The sequence below is a fragment of the Sphingomonas rhamnosi genome, from assembly GCF_036663615.1.
GTDB lineage: Bacteria > Pseudomonadota > Alphaproteobacteria > Sphingomonadales > Sphingomonadaceae > Sphingomonas.
This window is the reverse complement of the sequence record NZ_JAXOJJ010000003.1, coordinates 203,987-227,634: the sequence shown is the minus strand read 5'-3', so window position 1 is coordinate 227,634 and position 23,648 is coordinate 203,987. Positions and strand designations below refer to the sequence as shown.

The 23,648-nt window shown below is 66.8% G+C and carries 17 protein-coding genes; 8 read left to right on the top strand and 9 right to left on the bottom strand.

Translation table 11 applies throughout. The features are described 5' to 3' along the window. The 4 genes from U1701_RS08550 to U1701_RS08535 all read right to left on the bottom strand — a co-directional run bounded on the left by U1701_RS08550 (window position 1) and on the right by U1701_RS08535 (window position 4,655). Window positions 1-849, bottom strand: a complete 849-nt coding sequence (locus U1701_RS08550) for a TorF family putative porin (protein ID WP_332782131.1) — start codon at window positions 847-849, stop codon at window positions 1-3. 196 nt (window positions 850-1,045) lie between these two features. Next, complete coding sequence (gene metC / locus U1701_RS08545) at window positions 1,046-2,293, bottom strand: cystathionine beta-lyase (protein ID WP_332782130.1); 1,248 nt, start codon at window positions 2,291-2,293, stop codon at window positions 1,046-1,048. After that, window positions 2,251-3,087 (bottom strand): sulfurtransferase, encoded by an 837-nt coding sequence (locus U1701_RS08540; protein WP_332782129.1) that lies wholly within the window; start codon window positions 3,085-3,087, stop codon window positions 2,251-2,253. The genes metC and U1701_RS08540 overlap by 43 nt, the downstream gene beginning before the upstream one ends. A gap of 23 nt (window positions 3,088-3,110) precedes the next feature. Beyond that, complete coding sequence (locus U1701_RS08535) at window positions 3,111-4,655, bottom strand: cryptochrome/photolyase family protein (RefSeq protein ID WP_332782128.1); 1,545 nt, start codon at window positions 4,653-4,655, stop codon at window positions 3,111-3,113. Window positions 4,656-4,738: 83 nt separating this feature from the next. On the opposite strand from U1701_RS08535, the gene queF reads away from it, so the two are divergent. The 3 genes from queF (at window position 4,739) to U1701_RS08520 (ending at window position 8,921) form a co-directional block, all read left to right on the top strand. Further along, window positions 4,739-5,185: a preQ(1) synthase gene (queF, locus tag U1701_RS08530; RefSeq protein WP_332782127.1), complete on the top strand. Its 447-nt coding sequence runs from the start codon at window positions 4,739-4,741 to the stop codon at window positions 5,183-5,185. Between the two features lie 133 nt (window positions 5,186-5,318). After that, complete coding sequence (locus tag U1701_RS08525; RefSeq protein ID WP_332782126.1) at window positions 5,319-7,589, top strand: glycosyltransferase family 4 protein; 2,271 nt, start codon at window positions 5,319-5,321, stop codon at window positions 7,587-7,589. A 45-nt stretch (window positions 7,590-7,634) separates the two neighbouring features. Then, on the top strand, window positions 7,635-8,921 hold the full coding sequence (locus tag U1701_RS08520; protein ID WP_332782125.1) for a glycoside hydrolase family 130 protein: 1,287 nt from the start codon (window positions 7,635-7,637) through the stop codon (window positions 8,919-8,921). An 84-nt stretch (window positions 8,922-9,005) separates the two neighbouring features. Here U1701_RS08520 and U1701_RS08515 read toward each other — a convergent pair whose 3' ends face one another. Then, entirely contained in the window at window positions 9,006-10,967 is a 1,962-nt protein-coding gene (locus tag U1701_RS08515; RefSeq protein WP_332782124.1) for an OPT family oligopeptide transporter, read from the bottom strand. A gap of 301 nt (window positions 10,968-11,268) precedes the next feature. On the opposite strand from U1701_RS08515, the gene U1701_RS08510 reads away from it, so the two are divergent. After that, complete coding sequence (locus U1701_RS08510; RefSeq protein ID WP_332782123.1) at window positions 11,269-13,422, top strand: TonB-dependent siderophore receptor; 2,154 nt, start codon at window positions 11,269-11,271, stop codon at window positions 13,420-13,422. A gap of 88 nt (window positions 13,423-13,510) precedes the next feature. On the opposite strand, the gene U1701_RS08505 is transcribed toward U1701_RS08510, so the two are convergent. Continuing rightward, a complete protein-coding gene (locus U1701_RS08505; protein ID WP_332782122.1) occupies window positions 13,511-14,764 on the bottom strand; it encodes an N-acetylmuramoyl-L-alanine amidase in 1,254 nt (417 codons plus the stop codon). A gap of 477 nt (window positions 14,765-15,241) precedes the next feature. On the opposite strand from U1701_RS08505, the gene U1701_RS08500 reads away from it, so the two are divergent. The 3 genes from U1701_RS08500 (at window position 15,242) to U1701_RS08490 (ending at window position 20,122) form a co-directional block, all read left to right on the top strand. Next, a complete protein-coding gene (locus tag U1701_RS08500) occupies window positions 15,242-17,995 on the top strand; it encodes an Rne/Rng family ribonuclease (protein ID WP_332782334.1) in 2,754 nt (917 codons plus the stop codon). 116 nt (window positions 17,996-18,111) lie between these two features. Continuing rightward, a complete protein-coding gene (locus U1701_RS08495) occupies window positions 18,112-19,749 on the top strand; it encodes a Na+/H+ antiporter (RefSeq protein ID WP_332782333.1) in 1,638 nt (545 codons plus the stop codon). A 100-nt stretch (window positions 19,750-19,849) separates the two neighbouring features. After that, on the top strand, window positions 19,850-20,122 hold the full coding sequence (locus tag U1701_RS08490; RefSeq protein ID WP_332782121.1) for a CsbD family protein: 273 nt from the start codon (window positions 19,850-19,852) through the stop codon (window positions 20,120-20,122). A gap of 33 nt (window positions 20,123-20,155) precedes the next feature. On the opposite strand, the gene U1701_RS08485 is transcribed toward U1701_RS08490, so the two are convergent. Genes U1701_RS08485 through pdxH form a run of 3 tightly spaced genes read right to left on the bottom strand, consistent with a single transcriptional unit; the run spans window position 20,156 to window position 22,466 of the window. Continuing rightward, a complete protein-coding gene (locus tag U1701_RS08485; protein WP_332782120.1) occupies window positions 20,156-20,947 on the bottom strand; it encodes a PhzF family phenazine biosynthesis protein in 792 nt (263 codons plus the stop codon). After that, window positions 20,944-21,891, bottom strand: a complete 948-nt coding sequence (locus U1701_RS08480) for a cation diffusion facilitator family transporter (RefSeq protein WP_332782119.1) — start codon at window positions 21,889-21,891, stop codon at window positions 20,944-20,946. Before U1701_RS08480 ends, U1701_RS08485 begins: the two co-directional genes overlap by 4 nt. Further along, window positions 21,888-22,466, bottom strand: a complete 579-nt coding sequence (gene pdxH, locus U1701_RS08475) for a pyridoxamine 5'-phosphate oxidase (RefSeq protein WP_332782118.1) — start codon at window positions 22,464-22,466, stop codon at window positions 21,888-21,890. Before pdxH ends, U1701_RS08480 begins: the two co-directional genes overlap by 4 nt. A 210-nt stretch (window positions 22,467-22,676) precedes the next feature. On the opposite strand from pdxH, the gene ku reads away from it, so the two are divergent. Next, window positions 22,677-23,546 carry a non-homologous end joining protein Ku gene (gene ku, locus U1701_RS08470; protein WP_332782117.1) on the top strand — a complete coding sequence of 290 codons (870 nt, stop codon included), beginning with the start codon at window positions 22,677-22,679 and terminating at the stop codon, window positions 23,544-23,546. Window positions 23,547-23,648: the final 102 nt, after the last annotated feature.

Genomic DNA, 23,648 nt, shown 5'->3' with positions numbered 1-23,648 from the left:
TCAGAACGCCGCGGTCAGCGCGAACACGACCTTGCCGTTGGCGATCGACCCGACGCCGTCCTGGCCGCGGCTGAAGCTCGGCTGCAGATAGGCCGATTCGCCACGACCGATGTCGGTGTCGACATAGGCGATACCCAAGGTCAGCGGCGTACTCGGGATGGTGTAGTCTGCACCGACCAGCCAATCCCAATATTCCCCGGTCGGCGCGACGCTGGTCGCGAACGGCCCGAGCCCCTTGTTGCCGTTCGAATAGCCCAGATGCCCCTTCAGCGTCAGCCCGGTGTTGGGCACGCCGCTGCTGATGTCGCCCCACAGATACAGGTTGCTGTCCTTGGCGCCGGGGCGGTCATAGACGCCGTTCGCGGCCGAGGTGCCGTTCGAATACCACGGCCCCAGTGCCTCCTGCTTGGGCGCATAGGCGACGCCGGCGGTCAGGTTGACCGGGCCGGCGGTGCCCGACAGCTTGGCGTAGGGCTCGATGAAATCGGTGTTGTCGAAGCCGCCCGGGTACATGTACCAGGTCGCGCCGACGTCGAGCGTACCGCCGCCGACGGGGAGCTTGTACCCCGCGATCAGGTCGAGCTCCATGTTGGCGCCGCCAAAGGTGCCCCAGCCGGCGAGGTTCGACCCCCAGGTGCCGATGTACAGGCCGCTTTCGTGCGTGATCGTGATGCCGCCCTGCACGGCGAGATTCTCGTCCGACTGCGACACGCCGCGGAACCGGTAGTCGCTGACGAGTCCGACCGAGCCCGTGACGGTCACGGCCTTGGGCGGCGCGGAGTCCTGCGCAAACGCTGGGGTGGCGGCAGCAAGCGCGATGCCGCCGAGCAATAGAGTGGAGAAGCGCATCGTTTCCCTTTCGAAACCGGAAGTCGATGTCCGCCCTGCATCCGCGGACGCCGCGTCTTTTAGGCGTGAGCCCGAGCGCGGTCTTTCCGACGGTGTTCATGGAATGCCAGCGACTATTGCGGCGCACAAGATTTTTCTTGCGCGGTACGCGGGATTGACGCTGCCTATGTTGCGCGGGCGCAACAGTCGGGTGGCGTTATCTTTGCGACCGATACGCGGCGAGCCCGCGGTCGAGATCGGCGATCAGATCGTCGGGGTCCTCCAGCCCGATCTGCAACCGTACCATCGGTCCGGCCGCGGCGCGGCGCGTGACGCTGCGATGGCGTTGCGGATCGACCGGCAGTGCCAGGCTCTCATAGCCGCCCCAGCTATAGCCGATCCCGAACAGCTCAAGCGTATCGATCAGCGCCGCACGAGCCGCGTCGTCGCCACCGTCGAGCACGAACGAGAACAGTCCGCTCGATCCCTTGAAGTCGCGGACGAACAGCTCGTGGCCGGGGCAGTCTGGCAGCGCGGGGTGGAGCACCTGCGCGACCTCGGGTCGGCTCTTGAGCCAGTGCGCGATCGTCAGCGCACTCGCCTGGTGGTGCTTCAACCGCACGCCCATCGTCCGCAGGCCGCGGCTGCCGAGCCAGCAATCGTCGGGGCTCGCGACCTGCCCGAGTTGGAAGCTCGTATCGCGCAGCGCCTTGAAATGGCCGGGGCCCGCGGTGACCGATCCGAGCATCGCGTCCGAATGGCCGACGACATATTTGGTGCAGGCGAGGATCGTCAGATCGACCCCGCGTTCGATCGCCGGGAAGAACAGCGGCGTCGCCCAGGTGTTGTCGAGCAGCGTCGTCACCCCCCGCGCCTTCGCCGCCGCGACGATCGCCGGCACGTCCTGCACCTCGAAGCTCAGCGAACCTGGACTTTCCATGAGAATCGCGCGCGTCGTGCTGTGGATCAGGTCGGCGATTCCCGCCCCCACCAGCGGATCGTAGAATCGCGTGGCGATCCCGAACCGCTTGAGCAGCCCCATCGCCATGCCGCGCGTCGGGTCATAGGCGCTGTCGGGCAGCAGCAGCTCGTCACCCGGCGACAACACCGACAGCAACGCAGCGGCGATCGCCGCCACGCCCGATCCGTAGAGGAAGGTCCCCTCCGCGCCGGGCTCCAGACTGGTCAGCGCATCGGCCAGGCTCCACTGCGTCGGCGTGCCCTTGCGGCCATAGAACAGCCGGTGATGCGTATCGCGCCCCGCCGCGTCGCGCAGATGCTGGACCGAATCATACAGGATGGTCGACGCGCGCCACACCGGCGGATTGACGATCCCGCCACCCTCCGCGCTGTGCGTCCATTCCGGCCGCCGCCCCGCCGAGACCAGCCGCGTCGCGTCCTTGATCGGCCGGTCGCCGCTGCTCACGCGCCGGTCACCTTCGGAGTCGCTGGGTCGGCGCCCCATTCGGACCAGCTGCCGTCGTACAGCGCGGCATCGTTGCCGAGCAGGTGCGCGCCGAACGCGAGCACGGCGGCGGTGATCCCCGAGCCGCAGGTCGTGACGATCGGCCTGGCGAGGTCGACACCGGCATCCTCGAACGCCGCCCGCAGTGCGTCGCCGCGCTTCCACGTGCCTATGGCGTTCAGCAGCGCGCCATAGGGCAGGCTCTTCGCGCCCGGCATGTGCCCCGGCGCCACCCCGGCGCGCGGATCGCTCTCTTCACCGGTGAAGCGCGCGGTCGACCGGGCATCGACGACCTGCTCGGCGCCGCTGTCCAGATTGGCCTTCATCTGCGCAAGATCGCGCACCGAGGTGCCGGCAGGGCGCACCGCCAGCGAGGCGGGCGCGGGGGCCGTCTCACCCGCTTCGGTCGGGCGCCCCTCGGCGCGCCACTTGGCGATCCCGCCGTCGAGGATCGCGACGTCGCGCAGGCCGAACAGCCGCAGCAGAAACCACGCGCGCGCGGAGGTCCGCCAGGGCGAGCTGTCGTACAGCACAACGCGGTCCCCGTCGCCGATCCCCAGTGCCTGCATATGCGCGGCGAAGGACGCCGCGCTCGGCACCGTGTTGGGCAGGTCGGCCTCGACATCGCGGAGCGTGGCGAGGGCCAAGAACACCGCGCCGGGGATATGCGCCGCGGCGAACTCGGCGGCGGGATCGCGACCGGTCGCCGCGTCGACATAGGTCGCGTCGACGATCCGCAGGTCGCCTGCGCCCAGTTCGCTCGCCAGCCATTCGGTGCTCACCAACGCGTCCATGCCGATCTCCCGTGTGTCGGCGATCAGTACCCGGCAGGCCCGCTGGCGTCGAGGGAGGCGAGGTAGCCCGCCGCCTGTTCCCGCGTCGCGACGCGATCCTCTTCGGTCTGCTTCGCCCAGTTGCGGTAGGGCATGCTCAGCCGCGGGTTACGCCCGAGCTTGTCCTCGTGCCGCGCCAGGAAATCCCAGTAGAGCGCGTTGAACGGGCAGGCATCCGGGCCGATCCGCTGCTTCACGTCGTAGCGGCACCGGCCGCAATAATCCGACATCCGGTTGATGTAGGCGCCCGACGATATGTACGGCTTCGACCCCAGCAGCCCGCCATCGCCGAACTGGCTCATACCGAGCGTATTGGGCAGCTCGACCCATTCATAGGCGTCGACATAGACTTCGAGGTACCAGAGATGGACCTTGGCGGGGTCCGCGCCGATCAGCAGCGCGAAGTTGCCCGTCACCATCAGCCGCTGGATATGGTGCGCATGCGCGGTCTCCAGCGTCTGGTTGATCGCCTGCGACAGGCAATGCATGTCGGTCTCGCCAGTCCAGTACCAGCCCGGCAATTCCCGCGTGTGGCCCAGGAAGTTGCGCTCGACGTAGTCCGGCCCCTCGCGCCAGTAGATGCCGCGCATGTATTCGCGCCAGCCGATGATCTGCCGGATATAGCCCTCCACCGCGTTGAGCGGCGCGCGACCGGCGCGATACTCGGTCTCGGCGCGGCGGCACAAATCGAGCGGATCGAGCAGCCCCGAATTGATGTAGGGCGACAGGATCGAGTGCCACAGATAGCGCTCGCCGCTAAGCATCGCGTCCTCGTAATCGCCGAACTGCGGCAGCGCCTGCTTGAAAAAGTATGTCGCCTGCCGCTCGGCGTCCTCGGCGGTCACCGCATAGTCGAAATCAGCGAGGCTGCCGGGATGATCGGCGAAGCGGTCTGCCACCAGCGCCAGCACGTCCTGCGTGATCGCGTCCGGCTTGAACGCGATCGGGCGCGGCATGAGCAGATCCGCCTTGGCCGGCTTGCGATTCTCCTTGTCGAAATTCCACTTTCCGCCTTCGGGCTTGCCGTCGGTCAGCAACAGCCCGGTCTTCACGCGCATCTCGCGGTAGAACCATTCCATCGTCAGCGACTTGCGCGCCTCCGCCCAGGTCGCGAACTCGGCATGGCTGGCGAGGAACCGGTCGTCGGTGCGAATCTCGACGGGAATGCCGAACAGCGTCTCCCAGCTTTCGAGCATCGCCATCACGCGCCACTCGCCGCCTTCGGTGACGAGGATCCGTTCCGGGTCGTGTCGGCCAATCGCGCGCGCGACTTCGCCGGTGAAGCTGTCGCTCGCCTCGGGATCGTCGAGCCTCACATAGTCGACGGTCCACCCAGCGGCGCGCAACGCCTCCGCATGGTGGCGCATCGCGGAGAGGATATAGGCGATCTTGCGCTTGTGGTGGCGGACATAGGTCGTCTCGTCGGCGACCTCCATCATCAGCACGACGGTGGTCGCGGGGTCGGCGTCGCGGAGCGGGGCGATGTCGATGGTGAGTTGATCGCCGAGGACGACGGCAAGGGTGGTCATGCCGGAACACGCCCGACATCGCCACGCCGATCGCGGATACCGCACTCTTTGCGGCGAGCCCCGCGCGCGCTACATGCGCTCACATGACACCTACCCATCTTGGCCAAACCAGCACCCTCCCCGCCTCTCCTGAAGCGGCCGTCCTCGATTATGTTCCAAACCCGCGGCATGGCCAGACCTATCTAGTGCGGTTCGCGGTGCCCGAATTCACCTCGCTCTGCCCGGTCACCGGCCAGCCCGATTTCGCGCATCTGGTCATCGACTATGTCCCCGGCGAGACGATCGTCGAATCCAAGTCGCTAAAGCTCTTCCTCGGCTCGTTCCGCAACCATGCAGCCTTCCACGAGGACTGCACCGTCGGCATCGGCATGCGGCTGTTCGACGAGATGAAGCCTGCCTGGCTGCGCATCGGCGGCTATTGGTATCCGCGCGGCGGCATTCCGATCGACGTGTTCTGGCAGTCCGCGGCGCCGCCTGCGGACCTGTGGTTGCCCGATCAGGGCGTCAGTCCGTACCGCGGTCGCGGTTGACGCAGCGCGTTGCTTCGACGCGAGATTCTCGTGCTGCGGTGCAACGAAACTGAAACTTTGTGCTAGGGTGATCGTTCGAGACATACGCGGTTCAGGTTACCCGACAGTCGCGTACTCATTCGAAGGATAGTTGATGGTGAAGCCGGCGGACGGGACCAATATCGCGCGATTGGCGCTGATCGGCAATTTTCTGCCACGGCTCTGCGGCATCGCCACGTTCACGACCGACGTCTACACGGCGCTGCGCGCCAGCTTTCCCGAGATCGTCGTCGATGTGTATGCGATGGACGACCACCCCGGCCGCTACACCTATCCGGCCGAAGTCACCGGCACGATCCCCGAGGCCGAGCTGTCTGCCTATATCGAGACCGCACGCGCGATCGAGACGAGCGGCGCGCAGGCGATCTGGGTCCAGCATGAATATGGCATTTTCGGCGGCCCCGCCGGCGAACATATCCTGGCGCTGCTCGACCGTACCACGCTGCCGGTCATCGTCACGCTGCACACCGTGCTCGAAAAGCCCAACGCCGATCAGCGCCGCGTGCTCGAAGGGTTGTTGCACCGCGCGTCGCGCGTGATCGTGATGGCCGAGCGCGGGCGCGACATCCTGCAGCGCGTCTATGGCGCGAGCCCACGCCAGATCGTCATGATCCCGCACGGCGTCCCCGATCGCGACCTGCTCGATACCGCGGTGAACAAGGCAAAGTTCGGCTGGGAAGGCCGCAAGGTCGTGCTGACCTTCGGCCTACTCGCCCCCAACAAGGGGATCGAGACCGTCATCGAGGCGCTGCCTGCGGTCATCGCGCATCACCCCGACATGCTCTACGTCGTGCTCGGCGCGACCCACCCCAACCTCGTCGCGCACGAGGGCGAGAAGTATCGCGACAAGCTGAAGGCATTGGCCGCCGAACGCGGCGTCGCCGACAATATCGCGTTCATCGACGCGTTTCTTGAGCATGGCGAACTGATCAACTATCTCCAGGCCGCCGACGTCTATCTCACGCCCTATACCAACCCGGCGCAGATCACCTCAGGCACGCTCAGCTATGCGATCGGCGTCGGTCGCCCCGTCATCTCGACTCCCTATGTGCACGCGACCGAAATCTTGGCCGACGGCCATGGCGTGCTGGTGCCGTTCGGTGACGTCGCCGCCTTCGCGCGTGAGATCGATGCGTTGCTGTCCAACGACCGCGACCGCACCCGCCTGTCCGAGCGTGCCTATGCACGTGGTCGGACAATGATCTGGCCGCGTCTCGCCGAAGCCACGGTGACCGAGATTCGGGCGATCGTCGCGGCGCGCCCGTTTCGCCTGGCCAAGCCGCAACCGCCGCTCAAGCCGCTCGATCCCGATTTCGCAGCGGTCGAGCGGATGAGCGACTCGACGGGTATGCTTCAACATTCGATCTATTCGATTCCCGACCGACGTCACGGCTATTGCATCGACGACAATGCGCGCGCGCTGATCCTGATGAGCGCGATGCCCGATCTCGATGACGTCACGCGCGACAAATGGGCGACGATCTACGCGTCCTTCGTCCAATATGCGTGGAACCCGGAAGCACGCCGTTTCCGCAACTTCATGCGCTTCGACCGCAGCTGGTGCGAGGATATCGGTTCGGAGGATTCGAACGGCCGGACGATCTGGGCGCTTGGCATCACCGTGCGCGACGCGCCGATGGCCAAGCATCGCGACTGGGCGACCGCGATGTTCGATTCGACCGCCAGCCTGGCGCTCGACCTCGGCAGCCTGCGTGCACAGGCGTTCGCGATGCTCGGCGCCGCGGCGATGCTGGAGGCGAAACCAGGCCACCGGTTGTCGCTAGAGATTTTGAACAAATTTCCAGACATCCATCTGGCGCTGCTCGACAAGGCCCGACGCCCCGAATGGCAGTGGTTCGAGATCGTACTAGCATACGACAACGCGCGGTTGCCGCAGGCATTGATCCGTGCGGGTCGGACGCTTGGCCGTCAGGACCTCATTGACTGCGGGCTGGCAACGCTCGACTGGATCGTCGGCAAACAGACGTCGCCCGAGGGTCGTTTCCGCGCGGTCGGCAGTGAGAGCTTCGGTCGGCCCTATGCCGAGCCTCTGCAGTTCGACCAGCAACCGCTGGAGGCACAGGCGACCGTCGATGCCTGTGCAGCGGCGTTCGAGGCGACCGGTGACCGGCGCTGGGCACAGGAAGCCGAGCGTGCCTATGGCTGGTTCCTCGGTGCCAACGACCTCGACCTGCCGCTGGCGAGCGTCGCCGACGGTGGCTGTTTCGACGGATTGATGCCGACGGGGCTCAATCGCAACCAGGGCGCGGAGTCGATTCTGGCCCTGCAACTTGCCAATTGCACGATTTCTGGGGTTTCAAAGGCAGCGCAAAGCATGGCAGGAGCCACGCGCGTCGTCGCATAGCTTATACGTGCGGCTTCGTGCATGGGCCGATCCGGGGGCGAAGCGATGTTTCTGTTCAACCACCAGTTGAGGCTGCACGCCGATCCGTCGCGTGTCGTTGTCCGTCCGTTCCATATCGCATGGGGCGGTAACGGCGGCCCGCCGAGCCGCACCGAGCGGCTGGTCGGCGAGGTGCTCGAGATGACGAGCGCCGAGGCGCGGACCCAGCTCGAAGTCGTGCTCAAGGATTTCGAAGCGCGGCACTGGCAGACGCGGCGGGTTTTCATGACTCGCTACGACCAGATCGAGGACATGCTGGGGCTCGACGGCAGCGAGATCGGCGACGAGAAGCGCCAGCTTATCGGTGCCTATTTCTGTCACGAATATTCCTATGCCGCTGCCGCATTGATGAACCCCAGCGCGGTGCCGCATTTCGACCAGTCGGGGATGCCGCCGGGCAGCTTGCGCGTGCTGATGTCGATGCGCGCTGTAGGCGAAGGGCATATCTCGTCGGTCGCGTTCCGTGAGGGGATCATCACCGATCAGGACCAGATGAAGCTCGCGCCCGAGCCGCCGTTCGCGACCGCGACCGACGCGGTCAACAGCGGCGAAGACGAGATGCCGGTCGGCCCGGTCACCGTCTATCGCCACCGCGACAGCACGCTTAGCGGCACCGTGATCTTCCCGATCACCCAGGCGCAGTCGAAGGGGCTGGAGGATCTGCGGATCGTCCAATTTACTCATGAGGACGGCTCGCTCGAATGGATCGGCACCTACACTGCATACAACGGGTCAGTGATCCAGTCCGAGCTGATGCGCACGCGCGACTTCCGTGCGTTCGATCTGGTGCCGATGACCGGCCGCGCCGCGCGCAATAAGGGCATGGCGCTGTTCCCGCGCAAGGTGAACGGCCAGTATATGATGATCGGCCGGCAGGACGGCGAGAACCTGTTCCTGCTGAAATCCGATACGCTGACCGACTGGGACGACGGCGAGAAAATCCTTGAGCCGACCTATCCCTGGGAGCTCGTCCAGATCGGCAATTGTGGTCCGCCGATCGAGCTCGACGAGGGCTGGCTGCTGCTGACGCACGGCGTCGGCGCGATGCGCAAATATTCGATCGGCGCGGTGCTGCTCGACAAGGACGATCCGTCGAAGGTGCTGGGGCGCACGACACAACCTATTTTGGCTGCGAAGGACCAGGACCGCGAGGGGTATGTGCCCAACGTCGTCTATAGCTGCGGCGCGCTGCGGCATGGCGACACGATCTTCATGCCGTACGGCATCGCCGACAGCTCGGTCGGTTTCGCGTTCGTGAAGATCAAGGAATTGCTCGGCGCAATGGCGAAGTAGCTCCGTCACCCCGGACTTGATCCGGGGTCCCGCTTTCCTGGCGAAGAAGAAGCGGGGCCCCGGGTCAAGCCCGGGGTGACAGGTCTACCGCCCAGCCGCCATCGTCCGCCGGTAGAGCAGCCAGGTCAGCACCGCGAACAGCAGCGTGCCGCCGATCAGCGCCACCGGCGCGAACCCCTCGCCGACCAGCGCCAACGGCGTTTCCTGGTTGGTCAGGTAGACGATCCCGGCAAAGCCGACGCCCCACAGGCTCTCACCCACGATCATGCCCGTCGCGGTAAGAACACCCATCCGGCGCGCGCGTTCGGGATCGGCGGTGCGGTCCGCCCAGCGGTCATAGGCATAGCCGACGACCGATCCGATCGCGACCGGCAGGGTCACGGCCATCGGTAGGTACACCCCGAGCCCGACGCCTAGCGGCGGCAGGCGGAGCTTGCCCGCACGGCCCAGCGCTTCATCGACGAGGATTACCGCCGCCCCGGTCAGCGCGCCATAGCCGATCATCGCCCAGTTGAGATTGCCGCCCAGCACGCCCTTAGCGAGCGCGGAGATCAACGCCGCCTGCGGGGCCGCCAGCGCGTTGGGCCCCGCACCCGGCGCGCCGGCGAAACCCAGCGTGCTGCCGAGCAGGTTGAGGACCGGCGGGACGACGATCGAGCCAAAAACCACGCCGATCAGCAACGCGACCTGCTGTTTCCACGGCGTCGCGCCGACCAGCTGCCCGGTCTTGAGATCCTGGAGGTTGTCGTTGGAAATCGTCGCGATCCCGAACACGACGCCGGTGACGATCAGGCCGTAGGCGACCAGCGCCTGCGTCGTACCTGGATCGACCGCACGGCCGAACCACGCCACCAGCATCACCGACGCGGCAAGGATAGCGAGAATGCCGATCCCCGAAACCGGCGAATTGGAGGCCCCGATAAGCCCGGCCATGTAACCGCAGACCGCCGCGATCACGAGCCCGATGACGAGGATGAAGATTAGGCTGGCCGCGATCAGACCGACTGCCGACGCCTCGAGCGGACCGCCCGCAAGCACCGTCCACAAAAGGATCCCGATCGGCACCAGCATCGCCAGCGAGCCCAAACCGACGATCCCGATCGGGATGTCGCGCTCCTCGAGCGCCAGCACCGCGCCGCCACGCTTCGCCGCCGATGCCGCCAACGCCGACCGCACGCCGCCCACGACGGGCCCGGCGATTTTGAGCAGAGTCCAGATCGCCGCGACGCCGATCACGCCCGCGCCGAAGAAGCGCACGTCGGAGCGGAACACGGTGTTCGCAATCACTTCCGCGGTCCCCGTGACGCTGCCCGCGGAGGTCAGGATCGGCAGCAGGATCCACCAACCGATCACCACGCCCGCGAACATCGCCATTCCGACCGAAATCCCAACCAGATGCCCCGCGCCGAGCAGCGCGAACGACAGCCCGCCCGAGATGCCGGTGGCGCCCGCGCCGAAACGGAACCAGGTCGCCGCCTCAGCCGCGGCGAGCTTGGTCTGGGTCAGGATCGCGAAGCCGGCCGAGACCAGCGCGTTGACGACGATGATGCGCAAGCCCACCGCGCTTTCAGCACCGCCCTCTCGACTGCCCGCGCCGACCTTGAGCACTTCTGCGGCGGCGCGGCCTTCGGGGTACGGCAGCACGGTATCGACCACGAGCGCGCGCCGTAAAGGCACCGAGAACAGCACGCCGAGCACGCCGCCGAACATCGTGATCGCCGCGGTGGTGAAGAACGGAAAGCCCTGCCACCAGCCGATCATCACCAGCCCCGGCAGCACGAAGATGATCGCCGCCAGCGTCCCCGCCGCGCTTGCGATCGTCTGGACGATGTTGTTTTCGAGGATCGTCGAATCCTTGAAGCCGCGCAGGATCGCCATCGAGATCACCGCAGCGGGGATCGACGTCGCGAAAGTCAGCCCGATCTTGAGCCCAAGATAGACGTTCGCCGCAGTGAACAGCAACGTGATGATCCCGCCGAGCACGATCCCGCGAAACGTCAGTTCGCGCATGCGGGGCGCGGGCGTGCTGCGGGCGGCGTCGGTCATTCTGGTCCCCTTGTCTGACGCGACGCTAGCAGCGCGTTCGGCGGAAGTCTCGCCTCGGCAGACCTAGCCCGTCGTTCGCCCGCACGCCGACCTTTTCGGATTCTCATTAGCCATCACATCAACTCGTCACCTCGCCCCAATTCCGCCACCCCAGCGGCCGCCGGGGTTATGTACCGCGCCAACCTCGGGCAACCCCAGCGTCGGCTGGTATGACGGGTGCCTCGCTCGCGTAGCGGAACGGTATTCCGCTATTGCAAATCATTCGCGATACCAGTAGCGGCGCTCCCCGAAAGGGGCCCTCATGCCAAACCGTAAATTCCTGCTCGCACTGTCCGTCGGAACCGCAATTGCGGCCGTCCCTGCCCAAGCGCAGACCAGCGCGAAATCCGAAGATTCCTCGGTCATCGTGGTCGAGGGCACCGTCCCAGCCCAAGAGGCCTCGTCCGCCACCAAGAGCGCGACCCCGATCGCCGAAACGCCGCAGTCGATCAGCGTCATCAGCGCCGCCGACATTGCCGGCCTGGGGCTGCAGAATCTCAACCAGGCGCTGCGCTTCGTCGCCGGCGTCACCCCGGAACAGCGCGGCGCCTCCGCCGAAGTCTATGACCAGTTCAAGCTGCGCGGCTTCGACGCCCCGGTCTATCTCGACGGTCTGAAGATGTTCGGCAGCGCCGTCGGCTATGCGGTGCCGCAGGTCGACGTGTCGCGGCTCGACCGTATCGAGATCGTCAAGGGCCCCGCCTCGGTGCTCTACGGTCAGTCGAGCCCGGGCGGCCTCGTCGCCGAAGCAAGCAAGCTGCCTATCGACCGCGACTTCTACGGCGCGGTCGCGGGCAGCTACGGCACCTATGATCTGTACCGCGTCGACGCCGATGTCGGCGGCAAGATCGGCTCCGATGCGCTGTGGCGCGTCTATGCCAGCGCCAACGGCGCGGATTCGCAGCAGACCTATGGCACGCGCCGCCGCCAGACCGTCTCCGCCGCGGTCACGCTCGGCGCCGGGTCCTCGACCAGCTTCACGCTGCTCGGCAACTATTCGCACGACCCGCGCAACGGCAATTACGGGGTCTATCCCACGCTCGGCACGCTGATCGACAACCCGGCGGGGACGATCTCGACCAAATTCTACGGCGGCGAGCCGAACGATTTCTTCAGCCGCGACCAGGCCTCTCTCACCTATATCGCCAACCATGATTTCGGCGGCGGCTGGTCGTTCCGGTCGTCGGGCCGCTATCAGTACGTCAAGAGCAAGCTTGGCATCGTCTATACCGGTGGCTACCCGACCGATCTCACCGCGTCCGCGTCGACGCTGTACGCGCGCTATTCCTATGCGACCAACGAGCAGGTCAACGCCTGGACCTTTGACAACCAGCTGAAGGGCGTCGTCGAGACCGGCCCGATCAAGCATAACCTGCTGTTCGGCGTCGACCGGCAGGTCGCGCACTCGGCCGAACTCTACACCTTCGGCGGCGCCACGCCGATCGACGTGTTCAATCCGGTCTATGGCACGATGGCGACCCCCGCCAACCCGTCTCAGGTGCTCAACTATTCGGGCGTCGGTTTCGGGACTCCCACCTACCAGAACGTCCAGCAGCGCCAGCAGGGCCTTTATGCGCAGGACCAGATCTCAGTCGGCGGACTGCGCGTCACGCTCAGCGGCCGGCAGGACTGGGCCCGCCAGGCCCAGGGCGCGGCCGTGCAGCACGACAGGAAGTTCACCTACCGCGTCGGCGGCCTCTATCTGACCTCTTTCGGTCTGGCGCCCTATGCCAGCTATTCGACCTCGTTCGAGCCGCAGGCGTCGCTGCTCGTCGATGGCAGCTTCGCCAAGCCCTCACTCGGCAAGCAGTTCGAGGCGGGCGCGAAATATCAGGTGCCCGGGACCGATTTCCTCGTCACCGGCGCGTGGTTCAATATTGAGCAGACCGGCGTGGTGGTCTTCGACCCCATCAGCTTCGCCGGCACGCAGGTGGGCAAGGTACGCTCGCGCGGCGTCGAGATCGAGGCGAGCGGGTCGCTTCCCTACGGCTTCAATGCCAAGTTCGCGCTCAGCCGCCAGAAGGTGAAGGTGCTCGAGGACGTCACCGCCGCCAATGTCGGACAGCCGCTGGTGGGTGCCGGCCGCGGCAACATCTCGGCGAACCTCGAATGGGCACCCAAGTCGGGTCCCGCCGAGGGGTTCGCGATCGGCGGCGCGGTGCGCTATCTCGATCATGTCTATGGCGGCATCTATCTCGACGGCGTCGCGCGCAGCACGCCCACCTACACGCTGTTCGATGCGCTCGCCCGCTACGATCTGGGCAAGCTCAGCCCGCGCTTCACCAACGTGAAGCTGGGCGTCAACGCGACCAACCTGTTCGACAAGAAGTACCTGACTTCCTGCTACACCAATTACGGCTGGTGCTGGTACGGCAACCGCCGGACGGTCCAAGCCACGATCGGCTATAGCTGGTAGCTTCCGCTCCCCCGCGAAAGCGGGGGTCCAGAAGTCGCAGGCGCCATCGCTCGTGACTTCTGGACTCCTGCGTTTGGGAGAACAGAAGTCAGCGCGCCGCCATCCGCCGCGCGAAATGCACCTCGACCGCACGCGTGACGCTCGCCGCGATCCGCTGTCGCCCATCGCCGCTGGCAAGGAACGCGGCATCCTGCGGGTTCGAGATATAGCCGGTCTCGAACAGGATCGAGGGCATGTCGGGCGCCTTCAGCACCATCAGCGACGCCATCCGGTGGAAATTGGCCTTGAGTGGCATGAACGGCTTGGCCTCTCGTCCCAGCAGCCGCGCGAACGTGGCCGAGGCGTTCATCGTCTCGCGCTGCGTCAAGTCGATCAGGATCGACGAGACATCCGCGCCGGCATCGCCGAGGTTGACGCCCGATATCACGTCCGCCTTGTTCTCGCGTGCCGCCAGCCGCGCGGCCTCCTTGTCCGACGCGACTTCCGACAGCGTGTAGGCGGTCGCGCCCGAGGCGTCCGCCGTGCCTGTGCTGTCGCAGTGGACCGAGATGAACAGGTCGCCCTTCAGACGTCGCGCGATGCCATAGCGTTCGCGCAGGATGAGATAGCGATCATCCTCGCGCGTCAGCGCCACGCGCACCCGGCCGCTCGCGAGCAGCGCGTCGCGGATCGCTTTTGCGACCTTCAACGTCACGTCCTTCTCGCGCAGCCCGTCGGGGCCGATCGCACCGGGATCGACTCCGCCATGCCCGGCGTCGATCACCACCAGCGGCCGCGAATCATCGCCCTGCACGCGCGGAAGCCTGGCGGCGCGCGCGGGCGGTGGCACCGGGATCGACACCTTGTACCGCGGTCGTGGACTGGCGCCGATATTGAACGGGAAGAAATCGAGCGGCCCGGCGATGCTCGCCTGGGTGAACGCGGTCTCGTCGACGGTGCGCAGCAACAGCGTCAGTTCGCGCCCGGCGGAATCGAACCCGCCGTCCTCAACGATCGCGGGGCCCGCCAGATCGAACACGAGTCGAGTCGCGGATCGGCCGTGCGCCTGCTGAGTCATCCGAGTCACCAGCCCGTGCGCCGCGAACGGCGCGCCCGATGTCATGCCCGGCGTTACGCCCGAGACGTCGACCGCGATGCTGCCGTCGTCCGCCAGCACCTGGCTCTTCGCGTCGCGGACCGGTTGGTCGAAGCGGATGATGATCCGCGCACCACGCACCGCGACGCTCTGCACGGTCGCCGCCCAGGCGGGCAGCGCCGTGACCCAGCCGGCCAACAGGGCAAGAAGCGCGAACACGCGGCGTACTTGCCGCGCACTCGCCTCGCCGGTCCAGCGAAAAGCCATTGGAAATCCCTCTGATAACGCCTTCGCTCGAGGGACAGGTAAGCCTTGCTCCCCAACACGGGCTTTCGGCATGCGGTTAATGCGGCGTTCGGCATGAATTTGCCGGCAATGCGCGGCCTTTCGCGGCAAGGGGCTGCCAGTTGCGAACCCCGAACCGCAGTGCTACGCCTGCGGTGCACCCGTGCGTGATCCGACATCGGTCATCGCCGGGCACACGCCCGCCCGGTCCCGGGCGCGGCAATTCAGGTTGACGCTTCATGACGCATTTCCCCTGCCCCGCTGACCGACCGGCCTTCGCCGGTGGGAGCGCGGTCGCCTGGGAGCCGCAGGGCCAAGTCCCGCGGCGTGCGTCGCAAGCAGAGGCACATTCGCATAGCTACTCGCCCAGGGCATTTGGCCCGGGCGCCCCACCATCAAGCGCGCGACGGCAGCCCATCGGCCCGGCGCGCGCGCGGAGACTTCATAATGACAACACGCATGCTGATCGACGCGCGCCACCGGGAAGAAACCCGCGTAGCCGTCGTCAAGGGTAACCGGATCGAGGAGTTCGACTTCGAGTCTGCCGAACGCAAGCAGCTCAAGGGTAATATCTATCTCGCCAAGGTCACGCGGGTCGAGCCGTCGCTGCAGGCGGCGTTCATCGATTACGGCGGCAATCGCCACGGCTTCCTCGCGTTCAGCGAGATCCACCCCGATTACTACCAGATTCCCAAGGAAGACCGCGACGCGCTGTTGCGCGAAGAGGCCGAACACGCCGCCGAGGAAGCCGCGTTGCGCGCCGAGCACGACCTCGATGACGACGAGTTCGAGGACGAAGAAGCGGGCGAGGACGAGACGTTCGAGGACGACACCGACGTCGCAGACGAGGCCGAGGGCGAGACCCCGCGCCGGAAACGCAAGTCGAACGGCGACGACGCGGCGGTCGAGGACCTGCGCGAGCGCCGCATGAACCTGCGCCGCCGATACAAGATCCAGGACGTGATCCATCGCCGCCAGGTGCTGCTGGTCCAGGTCGTCAAGGAAGAGCGCGGCAACAAGGGCGCGGCGCTGACGACGTATCTGTCGCTGGCAGGGCGTTACTGCGTGCTGATGCCCAACACGAGCCACGGCGGCGGCATCTCGCGGAAGATCAGCAACGCGGGCGACCGCAAGCGCCTGAAGTCGATCATGGCCGACATGCAGCTACCGCCCTCGATGGGCTGCATCGTCCGCACCGCCGGGCTGCAGCGTACAAAGGTCGAGATCAAGCGCGACTTCGATTACCTCGCCCGCCTCTGGGACGGCATCCGCGAAACGACGCTGAAGGCGTCGGCGCCGGCGCTGGTCTATGGCGACAGCGACCTGATCAAGCGGGCGATCCGCGACATCTACAACAAGGAGATCGACGAGGTCATCGTCGAGGGCGAGGACGGTTATCGCCAGGCCAAGGAGTTCATGCGCCTGCTGATGCCGACGCATGCGCGCCGCATCAAACATTATGCCGACGCGGTGCCGCTGTTCCAGCGTGCGGGGGTCGAAGAACAGCTGTCCGCGATGTACCACCCCGTCGTGCAGTTGAAGTCGGGCGGCTATCTGGTCATCAACCCGACCGAGGCGCTGGTTTCGATCGACATCAACTCCGGCCGTTCGACGCGTGAGCATTCGATCGAGCAGACCGCGACCGCGACCAACCTCGAGGCCGCACAGGAAATCGGCCGTCAGCTCCGCCTGCGCGACATGGCCGGGCTCGTCGTCATCGACTTCATCGACATGGATAACAATTCCAACGTCCGGAAGGTCGAGAAGGCGATGAAGGAGGCGCTGAAGAACGATCGCGCCCGCATCCAGATCGGCCGCATCTCGTCGTTCGGCCTGATGGAGATGAGCCGCCAGCGCCTGCGCACCGGCGTGCTCGAAGCCTCCACCCGTCAGTGCCCGCATTGCGAAGGCACCGGGCTGGTCCGCACCGCATCGTCGTCGGGCATCTCTGCGCTGCGCATGATCGAGGACGAGGCCGCGCGCGGTCGCGGATCGGTGCTGACGCTGCGCGCGAGCCAGGAAGCGGCGGTGTACGTGCTCAACCGCAAGCGCGCCGACATCGCCGAGATCGAGGACCGCTACGGCGTGATCGTCGAGATCATCCCCGGCCAGGACGAGGAAGGCGCGCACATGACGGTCGAGGCCAGCGGCCCGCCGCCCGCGCATCCGCCGAAGTTCGTCCAGATCATCGAGGACGACGAGGACGATCTGCCCGAGGAGATCGAGGACGAGATCGACGAGGAGGAAGTCGACGAGACCGAGGTCGAGGAGCAGCCGCGTCGCCGCGACCAGCCGCGCGAGCGCGAAGCCGCGGCCGAGGGCGAAGGCGGGCGCAAGCGTCGCCGCCGTCGCGGCCGTCGCGGTCGTGCGCGTCCGGGTGAAGAGGGCAGCGAAGGCGTCGAGGGGAGCGAAGCACTCGCCGGCGACGAGACCGAAGACACCGGCGATTACGCCGAGGTCGAGGAGATCGTCAGCGACGACACCGTCGAGGAGGTCGAGTCCGATCGCACCGAAGCCCTGCTCGACGGCGAAACTGCCGGCGATGCTGCGGCCGAAATCGGCGGCGAAGGTCGGCGCCGGCGTGGTCGTCGCGGTCGTCGTGGCGGTCGCCGCACCGAGGCGACGCAGGAGCAGACGCTCGATACGGTCGATACGGTCGATACGGTCTCTGCGGACGATCTGGTGATTGCCGACGAGCCGGAGGCCGAGCCCGTTTTCGAGGTCGAAGCCGCCCCGGCACCGGTCGAAGCGGCGCCGAAAACGCGACGTCGCCCGCGCGCGCGTTCGCCCAAGGCAGCGGTGGAGATCGCCGATGCGGTCGCCGACGCGACGATGGACGAACTGACGCCGGTCGAGCCGATCGCCGAGAGCATCCCCGAGCCGATCGCCGAGACCGTTCCCGAAGCTGCGGCCCCCAAGGCGCGCAAGCCGCGCCGTAAGGCCGCGACGCCGGTCGTCGAGGAAGCGCCGGTCGTTGCCGAGGAGGCGCCCGCCAAGCCCAAGCGCCGTCCGCGCAAGAAGGCGGCCGATGTGATGGTCGAAGCCGGCGATGCGACTCCGGTCGACGAGTCGCTGTCCGCGCCGATCGAGGCCGCACCGGTCAAAGCCGAGGTCCAGCCCAAGGCCGAGCCGACGGCAGCCGATCCGTCGTCGAGCGACGATCCCGACGGTGCACCGCGCCGCGGCTGGTGGCAGCGCACCTTCGGCGCATGACCCCGGGGCAGGCGCGGGTGATCCCGCGCCTGCCTCTCTTCCGTCCATAGCGGATCGCCGGTAGGGGCTGTCCGCGCCCACCCGGTGGCCCCCTCTCCAGAACCGGGAGCAGCCCCCTGGAAACCGTTTCGATCATCCTGATCCTGTTGCTGGCGGTCGTCGTCAGCGGCGCGGTCGCGCGTATGCTGCCCATCGCCGTGCCGGCGCCGCTGGTCCAGATCGCGCTCGGCGCGGTCATCGGCCTGGGCGTGCACCTGAAGGTCGAACTAGACCCCGAACTGTTCCTGTTGCTGTTCCTGCCGCCCTTGTTGTTCCTCGATGGCTGGCGGATTCCCAAGGACGAGTTGCTGAAGGACCTGTCGACGGTCGCCGAGCTCGCGCTGGGGCTGGTGCTGCTGACCGTCGTCGGTGTCGGCTTCTTCATTCACTGGATGATTCCGGCAATGCCGCTGGCGGTGGCGTTCGCGCTCGCCGCGGTGGTGTCGCCAACCGATCCGATCGCGGTGTCGGCGATCGCGTCGCGCGTCTCGATCCCCAAGCGGATGATGCACATCCTGGAGGGCGAATCGCTGCTCAACGACGCCTCGGGGCTGGTCTGCCTGCGGTTCGCGATCGCCGCGGCGCTGACCGGCACCTTCTCGCCGTCGGCGGCCGCACTCGACTTTCTCTGGGTCGCAGCCGGCGGCATTGCGGTCGGCGTCGCGGTCACGCTGGCGGTCACGCGCGCGAAGGCCTGGGTCTCCAATCGCTTCGGCGAAGAGACCGGGTCGCAGATCCTGATCAGCCTGCTGATCCCGTTCGGCTCCTATCTGCTCGCCGAGCACCTTCACTGTTCCGGCATCCTCGCCGCAGTGGCGGCCGGCGTGACGATGAGCTTCGCGGAAATCTCGCGCCAGGCGCTCGCAACGACGCGGATGCGCCGCAATTCGGTGTGGGATACGATCCAGTTCGCCGCCAACGGCATCATCTTCGTGCTGCTCGGCGAACAGCTGCCCGACATCCTGGCGAACGCGGTCGAGACGGTGCAGCTTACCGGCCACCGCGCGCCGTGGTGGCTCGGTGTCTATGTCGTCGCGATCACGCTGGCGCTCGCGCTGCTGCGGTTCCTGTGGGTATGGGCATCGTTCAAGCTGACGCTGTTCCGCCGCCGCAACGATGGCACGCCCTCGCCCAAGGTCGCAAAGCGCCTGCTCGCGGCGATGTCGTTCGCGGGCGTGCGCGGCGCGATCACGCTGGCGGGTGTGCTGACTCTGCCGCTGACGATGAACGACGGCACGCCCTTCCCTGCGCGTGATCTCGCGATCTTCCTCGCCGCCGGCGTGATCATCGTCTCGCTGCTGGCGGCGAGCATCGGGCTGCCGCTGCTGCTGCGCGGGCTGACCATGCCGCCCGAGCCGTCGAAGCAGGTCGAGGAGGATCGCGCGCGCGTCGCCGCCGCCAAGGCCGCGATCTGCGCGGTCGAACGCGTCCAGCATGCGCTCGCCGACGGGCGCCGCGACGCGGATGTCTATGCGAGCGCGGGGACGCGGATCATGGACACCTATCGCGAGCGGATCGAACGCCGCACCAAGCGCGGCGAGGCGGCCGCACAGGCGCGCCGCCACGGCCGCATCGAACGCGACCTACGGCTTGCCGCACTTCAGGCCGAGCGCGACGAAATCTTCCGGATCGCGCGCGACCGCGGGATCGGCAGCGAGACCGCCAAGAAGCTGATCCGCGAGATCGACCTCGCCGAGGCTCGCTACAGGGTTTGAGTCGGCGATCGGCGCCAAAATCGCGCGCCGTCGTCACCCCACTGGCACCAACTGCGCGTTCGGCCGTTACGCTTCCGATGCAATTCGGAAGGGAACGATCATGAACACCACCACACTCAAGGGCGACGGCCAGGCCATCGGCGGCCAGATCAAGGAAACCGTCGGCGATGCGACCGGCAATTCCTCGCTGCAGGGCGAAGGCGTCGTCGACCAACTGACCGGCAACGCCACCAAGGCGGTCGGCGCAGCGCGCGAAGCGGTCGGCCCGCTGACCGAGAAGGCAACGACCTTCGCCAAGAGCCGCCCCTATGCGACTGCCGCGCTGCTGGGCGTCGTCGGTCTCGCGGTGCTGAACACGCTCCGCGGCAAGTAAAGCCAGGTCTGCGGCGCGGACGTGCGCGGCGGATCAGGGGAGCAGGAACGTTCCCTCGATCACGCTGACGCACGTCCCGCCAAGGATGACCCGGTCGCCTTCGAGCCGGCAGGTCAGGCGCCCACCGCGGTCGCTGGCCTGATAGGCGGTAAAACGGTCGCCGAGTGTCCGGGCCCAATAGGGCACCATCACCGCATGCGCCGATCCGGTCACCGGATCCTCGGGAATGGCATAATAGGGCGTGAACACACGGCTGACGATGTCGGCGGTTTGGCCCCGCGCGGCGACGATCGCGACGATCGGCATCTTGCCGAGCGCTGCCATGTCAGGCGCGAGGTCGCGCACCACACCCTCGTTCTCGACGACGATCAGCGCATAGCCCGTGTCGTACCACAAGGTCTCGATCGGCGCGTCGATGCCGAGGGCTGCGACGATCTCGGGCAGCGGCTTGGCACTTGGCATCCACGCCGGTAGCGCCAGGCGATACCCGGAATCGGCGCGGGCCACCTCCAATATACCGGCCTGCCGGGTTGAGAACCGCACGCGGTCGCGCGCGGTATCCGACGACAGCACGAAATGCCCGCTCGCCAGCGTCGCGTGACCGCACAGCGCGACTTCCGCCGCGGGCGTGAACCAGCGCAGGTCGAAATCGACGCCGTCCGCCTCCGACGGCACGATGAACGCGGTCTCGCTGATGTTGTTTTCCGCGGCGATCGCCAGCAACACATCGTCGTCGAGCCATGCCGACAACGGCATCACCGCCGCCGGATTGCCGGTGAACGGCGCATCGGCGAATGCATCGATCTGCGCGAACGGTATTCTCACAGGCGCTTCCCGAACCAGTGGGGGGTGACGTCGGCTTCGACGAGCGGATTGTCGGTGTCGACATGGCCTTCGGGATCGAGGTGGATCAGCACCTCGACCTTGGGGAACATCGCGCGCAGGTTGCGCTCGACGCCCTCGACGATGTCATGCGCCTGGGCGACGCTCAGGTCGCGCGCGACCTCCATGTGGAACTGCGCGAAATCATGGCTGCCCGAGCGCCGCGTGCGGAAATCATGGATTCCCTTGAGTCCCGGCTGGCGCGCGGCGACGTCGAGGAACTGCTGGCGCAGATCCTCGGGCCATTCCTTGTCCATCAACTGGTCGATCGCGTTCGACGATGCCGAGAATGCGCCCCAGGCCAGCCACAGCGCGATGATGATCCCGAAGATCGGATCCGCACCGCTCCAGCCGAGATACTGGTCGAGTACCAGCGCCACGATCACCGATCCGTTGAGCAGTACGTCGGACTGGTAGTGGACGTTGTCCGCCAGGATCGCGACCGATCCGGTCTGGCGGATGATCCGGCGCTGATAGGCGAGCAGGAACAGCGTCGCGACGATCGCGATCACCGACACGCCGATGCCGAACTCGGCGCCGGCGGTCGGGGCCGGGTTACCCAGCGCGACGATCGCCCGCCATGCGATCGCGCCCGCCGACGCGGTGATCAGCATGACCTGGAACAGCGCCGCCAGCGCCTCCGCCTTGCCGTGACCGAAGCGGTGATCGTGATCGGCCGGCGTCGCCGCGAGCCGGACGCCGTACAGCGTGACGATGCTGGCGAGCAGGTCGAGCGCGGTGTCGGCGAGCGACCCCAGCATCGCGACCGATCCGGTCGACCAGGCCGCGAAGCCTTTGAGCAGCAACAGGAAACACGCCATCGCGACGCTGGCGAGCGCCGCGCGCGTCGCCAGCGGGATGATCCGGCGCCGTTCGTCGTTGGTCATGGGAACAGCAATCCTTCGGTCCAGCCGCCACCGTCGCGCGTGAATACCCGGCGTTCGTGCAGCCGGTGCGCGCGGTCCTGCCAGAATTCGATGGTCGTCGGCACGATCCGGTACCCGCCCCAATGCGGCGGCCGCGGCACGTCCTGCCCGTCGAACCGCGTGGTCATCTCGGCGAAGCGCGCCTCGAAGGTCGCGCGATCGTCGAGCGGACGCGACTGGTCGGACGCCCAAGCGCCAAGCTGCGAATCGCGCCCGCGCGAGGCGAAATAGGCGTCGGATTCGGCATCGGTCGCGAGTTCGACCGCCCCTTCGATGCGGACCTGCCGGCGCAGCGACTTCCAGTGGAACAGCAGCGCGGCGTGGGGGTTGGCGGCAAGGTCGCCGGCCTTGCGGCTCTCGCGATTGGTATAGATGACGAAACCGTCCGGGCCGTGCCCCTTGAGCAGCACCATGCGGACCGACGGCTGACCGTGCGCATCGGCCGTGGCGAGCGCCACCGCATTGGGATCATTGACTTCGCTGGTCTGGGCCTCGGCGTACCAGGACTCGAACAGCGCGAAGGGATCGTCGGACATGCCGGCTCCATAGCGAAACTCCGCGGCAAGCGAAACCGTGCTCCCCTCCCTGAAAGGAAGGGGTTGGGGGTGGGTCGCTCTCCGGACCGGTGCCCCGCCAGACAACTGGCCAACCCACCCCGGCCCCTCCCTTCCCGGGAGGGGTGAAGAAGACGCGGAACGACTCTCCTCGCCAACGATTGAATCGCCATCGCAACGAGGAACATCGCTTTGGCCGCACGCGCATATTGGCAGGGACAGATCCGCCTCGCCCTCGTCTCGATTCCCGTCGAAATCTATTCGGCGACCAAGAGTGGCGCGCAGGTCAGCTTCAAGCAGATCCACGAGCCCTCCGGCCAGCCGATCCATTACGACAAGGTCGTCACCGGCGTCGGCCCGGTCGACGCCGACGAGATCATGAAGGGCTATGAAATCTCGAAGGGCGAGTACGTCCTGCTCGAACAGGACGAGATCGACGCGGTGAAGCTCGAATCGAAGAAGACGCTGGAGCTGACGCAGTTCGTTGACGCCAGCGAGATCGACGTACTCTATTACGAGAAGCCCTATTTCGTCGTCCCCGCTGACGACCTGGCCGAAGAGGCGTTCATCGTGCTGCGCGAGGCGCTGCGGCGGACCAAGAAGGTCGGGCTCGGGCAGCTCGCGATGCGCGGTCGCGAATATGTCGTGAGCCTGAAACCGTGCGGGCGCGGCATGGTGCTGGAGACGCTGCGCTACGCCGATGAGGTGCACAAGGCGCAGGGCTATTTCCGCGAAATCCCCGACGACAAGCCCGACGACGAGCTGCTCGACCTGGCCGAGGCGCTGATCGACAAGCGCACCGCGGCGTTTCACCCGGACGAATTTCACGACCGCTATGTCGATGCGCTGAAGGACCTGATCGAGCGCAAGCGCAAGGCGAACGGGAAGAAGATCATCGAGGACAAGGGTGGCGAGGAACGTTCCGGGTCGAATGTGGTCGACCTGATGGCAGCGTTGAAGAAGTCGATGGCGGCGAAGGAGCCGGCCAAGGCGGCGGAAGAAAAGGCGCCGGCGAAGAAGGCGGCGGCGAAGAAGCCGGCCGCGGCGAAGAAGCGTGCTTGAGACAAAGCTTCTCCCCTCCCGCCTGCGGGAGGTGTCGGGGGTGGGCTCGCGCCATCGGCGTAGGCCGTGGTCGATAGCGCGAGCCCACCCCCAGCCCCTCCC